Annotated in this window: 5 protein-coding genes; all 5 read left to right on the forward strand. The window is 47.9% G+C overall.

Annotated features, from left to right (window positions below):
• Positions 1-1,059 (forward strand): hypothetical protein (locus tag RM811_RS07735; RefSeq protein ID WP_402522577.1); only part of this gene is annotated, 1,059 nt, incomplete at its 5' end.
• 74 nt (positions 1,060-1,133) lie between these two features.
• On the forward strand, positions 1,134-1,379 hold the full coding sequence (locus RM811_RS07740; RefSeq protein WP_402522579.1) for a hypothetical protein: 246 nt from the start codon (positions 1,134-1,136) through the stop codon (positions 1,377-1,379).
• A 353-nt stretch (positions 1,380-1,732) separates the two neighbouring features.
• The gene (locus RM811_RS07745) at positions 1,733-2,977 is read left to right on the forward strand and encodes an acyl-CoA dehydrogenase family protein (protein ID WP_402522581.1); all 1,245 of its coding nucleotides are present in this window, start codon (positions 1,733-1,735) and stop codon (positions 2,975-2,977) included.
• Positions 2,974-4,167: an acyl-CoA dehydrogenase family protein gene (locus RM811_RS07750; protein ID WP_402522584.1), complete on the forward strand. Its 1,194-nt coding sequence runs from the start codon at positions 2,974-2,976 to the stop codon at positions 4,165-4,167. Before RM811_RS07745 ends, RM811_RS07750 begins: the two co-directional genes overlap by 4 nt.
• Positions 4,168-4,398: 231 nt before the next feature.
• Positions 4,399-4,991, forward strand: a 593-nt coding sequence (locus RM811_RS07755) for an SDR family NAD(P)-dependent oxidoreductase (RefSeq protein WP_402522587.1), incomplete at its 3' end; no start/stop codon positions are given.

Raw genomic sequence — 4,991 nt, forward strand, 5'->3', positions numbered from 1 at the left:
GGTTCAAGCAGAGTGTTCACTCGTCTTAAAGACAGATTTTCTCAATTTGGAGCGAGATTGCGTACCCGACTTATAGCAGTACCCAGCAGCGCAAGAGAAACCCAAATAGCTAAAGATGTTTGTAAACCATACAATGCCATACCTGATGTATCTCGTTCCGAAAAATTATCAAGGCTGAACAAGGCCTTGGAGTATCTTTACGATGTATCTTGGTGGCGCGGATCCTCCCCGTTCCGTGGATGCACAGAAGAGGATAGCGAAACTAAAATCTCGATCGCAATAGGTTGTGCGCTCAAGACATGTGTGGGTATGGTACAGGCAAATAGATCTATGGAAGAAACCATAGATGTAAAGCGTCAGGAAATTTCATTTTTATGGGACTATCACTTTCATAGCGCAGTCATCCCCATTCTATCACCTTGTTTAGGTGACGGCAGAAAAAGCAATATCGATAACGCGGTGTATCGAGCTGTTTCCAATCTGGTAGGCGATATGGGCGGGGCGTATATTAATGGAAAATCCATGTATAAAGAAAGACCCACTGACACCACAGAGCTGGTGCTATCCCCAAATAACGAGAAAAGCGTTGACCAATTTGAGGGCTTGAAAAACTTTTTTATTACACCGGTTAGAATTGCAAGAACAAATGATAACTACCATCTATTTAGCAATAGTAGACGACCTCACTACGCCAGCGAATTTGAGAATTCTGAATTCATAAAATTCAGCGCCGAGAATATAGAGTTAGGCTCATTAGATGGAGAGCGAGCTAAAAGACTGAATGAATTTATATCCCTTGGGCTCAATGGAATGCAGAAGAAACATGATTTCTTACCAAAACAGTGCTGGGACTTTGTACAGTATGTGCATTCAGGGAAGGCTCCAAAACATCCCTTTCCTAATATCCAGATAACTGACCAAGGAACCATTGAGCAGATGGCTCGCAAACTGGATAAACTTTCATTTTTTCATCCTCTCTATATGTATGCCAATGGACAACCGTACCATGCAGTATTTTATCTGGGCGCCGGACTCGTTTTATCGATGATTGATGCCTGAATCCGTGACTTCTTAATTAATCCCAAGAAATTGGAAAATCCGGAAACCCTTCTGCCGTAAAGGTTCTGTAATTATTGATCCATGAAAAATGCTGTTTTTTTGATTATCCAAAAATGCACTCAGTAGGTGCAAAAAAGAAATCACTATTTATAACCTGCAAGCTAAGTGTAGCAAGGGATGTAACGGAATCCATCTGCCATGAAGCTACGGATTCAGGTGATGGTAATATTGTTTTTAATAAATTAACCAGTTTAATACCTGCCTACAGTCAATCCGGTGAGCAAGTAACGATAGCGATTATTGATCCGAAAATTGACTAATGATTATTGGCCTGTTTTATCATTAGCGTAATGTTTTAACAGGCCATTAAAAATCAGCTTAAACAGAAATACGGTCCCGGGTTTCGTGGGCCCTGGTGTAAAGTTCTCGGTATAATTTCTGCAGTTTTATTGACATGCTTATTTCACCTTCGTGGCTTCTTACACACTATTTTCCCGACACACAGCCAGCATGGATCAAAGCTCATCTGCAACTTCACCGATGAGGCGATTTTGAACGAAAGTGCAAAGTTGATGCAGATGCAGATATCGTCCATTCGAACGATTACCCTTTGCTTGTTTCGGGTGAGAGTATGCAGCGATAGGAATTGTGAAAATAAAAAGAGGCGCTGGCAATGGAGTTCGCTTTTACCGATGAGCAGGCGATGATTCGGGAGTCCGCCGACAGCTTCCTGCAGGATGTCTCAACATCGGAGGCCATTCGTGCAGCCATGGCTACAGATCAGGGATATGACCCTGAACTCTGGGAGCGGCTGTGTCAGGAAATGTACTGGCAGGCACTGCATATTCCCGAGGAGTATGGTGGTCTTGGTCTGGGGTATGTTGAGCTGGCGATACTTTTTGAAGAGATGGGGAGAAGACTGTTCTGTTCACCTTTCTTTTCAACCGTTGCAATGGGTGTCAATGCGCTTCTTGTTGCCGGCAATGAACAGCAGAAACAACAGTGGTTACCACCGATTGCGGAAGGCAGTCTCACCGCCACACTGGGAGTGGCGTCAAGCCAGCAGGCGCGGGAAAACCGGCGATGGGATGCCAGTAGTGTTCAGGCGACCGTCCGCTTTGAAAAAAGAGCAGAGGGCGATGGTTATGTGCTCTCGGGTATCTGGCAATACGTGCCGGATGGCCATACTGCAGGACTGTTGATTCTTGCTGCCCGGGAAGAAGGAAGCAAGGGCGAAGAAGGTATAAGTCTTTTCGCAGTTTCTGCTGACAGTGAGGGAGTACAACGTCACTGGACGCCTACCATGGATCAGACCCGCAAACAGGCACGGATAGAGATTGAGAACTTCTTCGTTTCAGCAGACTGCTGCCTGGGTGGCGAAGGGGCTTCTGACTGGTCCGCACTGGAACAGATTCTACAATTGGCATCGATTGCGGTCGCCGCTGAACAGGCGGGTGGTGCACGTCAGGTTATGGACCTGACCATAGACTACACCCGTGAACGAGTTCAGTTTGGCCGTACCATTGCCAGCTTTCAGGCCATTAAACACCGTGCCGCAGATATGATGCTGCAGGTTGAGTGTGCTAAATCTGCCGTCTATTACGCGGCCTGTGTTGCTGATGAGGCTTTGAGAAAAGACCCGCTCTCTGTTGTAAAAGAAGAACTGCCCGAAGCGGCTGCGCTGGCCAAAGCTTACTGTTCTGACACCTTTTTTCATTGTGCTGCTGAGTCTATTCAGCTTCATGGTGGTGTCGGATTTACCTGGGAATATGACCCCCATCTCTATTTCAAACGTGCCAAATCCACAGAAACATTTCTTGGAAATGCTGGTTTGCATCGGGAGCGAATTGCCCGACAACTGTTGGATGAATCATCGGAAAACATTTCTTCAGGACAGGCAGAGGGGTCAGCATTATGAAAATCAGTTTCAGTCCTGAAGATGAACTGTTCCGTGCAGAAGTGGCTACCTGGCTGAAGGGAAACCTGACCGGTGAGTTCGAACAGCTCCGTTTTCGTGGTGGGCCGGGGGATGAACATAGGTTCCCGGAAGAACGAAAAAACTGGGAACAGCATATGGCCAAAGCAGGCTGGCTCTGTGTGGGCTGGCCTGAAGAGTGTGGTGGCCGTGGGCTCTCCATTAACCAGCAGGTCATTTTTAACGAAGAGTATGCCCGTGCCGGTGGCCCTGGTCACATGGGGCATATTGGTGAAGGGCTGGCCGGTCCAACCATTATTGCTTTCGGTAGCGAAGAACAGAAAAAACGTTTTCTGCCTGGCATTGTTAATGGTACGGAATATTGGTGTCAGGGTTACTCAGAGCCCAGTGCGGGTTCTGATCTGGCCAATGTGAAAACAAGGGGTGTGTTGAACGAATCTACCGGTCAATGGGAGATCAGTGGTCAGAAGCTATGGACTTCTCTGGCGCACGAATCTGACTGGTGTTTTGTTATTGCCCGTACTGAACCGGGCAGTAAAGGGCATAAAGGACTTTCCTTCTTGCTGGTGCCGATGGATCAGCCCGGAATAGAGGTGCGTCCTATTGAACAGCTGACCGGTACCTCAGAGTTTAATGAAGTCTTTTTTGATAACGCGATAACGGATGCCAGTAACATCGTCGGTAAGCCCGGCGATGGCTGGAAGATCGCCATGGCTTTGCTGGGCTTTGAGCGTGGTGTTTCCACACTGGGCCAGCAGATGCAGTTCCTTAATGAGATGGATGAAATCATCCGCATTGCCAAAGAGAATGGTGCAGCAGAAGACCCAGCTATACGACAGCGCATCGCTGATGCCTGGATTGGCCTGCGTATCATGCGGTACAACGCGCTCAGGATGCTGTCTGGTTCACAGGATGGCGCTTTGCAAAAAGAAGCGATGATTTACAAACTGCACTGGGCTACCTGGCATGCCAACCTGGGCAAGCTGGCTATGGATGTGCTGGGGCCTGAGTCTGAACTGCTGACTGAAGGTCCTTATGAACTGACCCGCCTGCAATCCATGTATCTCTTTACTCGCTCTGACACCATTTATGGCGGCAGTAATGAGATTCAGCGGAACATTATTGCTGAGCGGGCACTGGAAATGCCCAGAGAACCCAGGGTGGATCGGTAGTTTTTTTTGAACCACAAAGGCACAAAGACACAAAGGAAAGCAAAAAATAAAAAAAACACCTCATTCCCACGCTCTGCGTGGTAATGCATACCGGACTCTTGAGGTGGCGTCGCTGCCCGATGTGTTGCGGCGCTCCCACGCGGAGCGAGGAAAGTTTTTCTTTTCTTTGTGTCTTTGTGCCTTTGTGGTGAAAGTCTTTTAAACACAATAAGAATGAACGGGAGAAAGTCGATGTTGAACCCGGAATATGTAAAGGGTCATAACCTGTTACAAGGTAAGTCAGTTCTGATCACCGCTGCTGCCGGTGCTGGCATCGGTTTTTCTGCTGCAGTGCGGGCAGCAGAAGAAGGCTGTCGTGCATTGATGATCAGCGATATCCACGAAGGCCGATTGATCGAAGCTGCTGAAAAAATTAAAGCAGAAACCGGCCTGGAAGCTATTTATACCCAGGTTTGTAATGTCACCAGGGAAGAGCAGGTACAGGCTCTGGTAGCAATTGCTGAGGAAAAACTCAGTGGTGTTGATGTACTGATTAATAATGCCGGCCTGGGTGGTTCCAAACTGCTGGTTGAGATGGAAGATGCTGAGTGGAACAGGGTTCTGGATGTGACGCTGACCGGCACTATGCGGATGACTCGTGCTATTTTGCCAGCGATGATGTCCCGTAAGTCCGGTGTCATTGTTAATAATGCTTCTGTGCTTGGCTGGCGTGCCCAGAAAGAACAGGCGCACTATGCTGCAGCCAAGGCCGGGGTTATGGCATTAACCCGCTGTTCAGCTCTGGAAGCCGCAGAGCATGGTATTCGTATCAATGCCGTTAGCCC

Source organism: Endozoicomonas sp. (genome assembly GCF_031844845.1).
Classification (GTDB): domain Bacteria; phylum Pseudomonadota; class Gammaproteobacteria; order Pseudomonadales; family Endozoicomonadaceae; genus Endozoicomonas.

Bases quoted from the DNA above. Each gene is read 5' to 3' on its own strand.
- RM811_RS07745 (WP_402522581.1), top strand. From the start codon at position 1,733: ATGGAGTTCGCTTTTACCGATGAGCAGGCGATGATTCGGGAGTCCGCC.
- RM811_RS07750 (WP_402522584.1), top strand. From the start codon at position 2,974: ATGAAAATCAGTTTCAGTCCTGAAGATGAACTGTTCCGTGCAGAAGTG.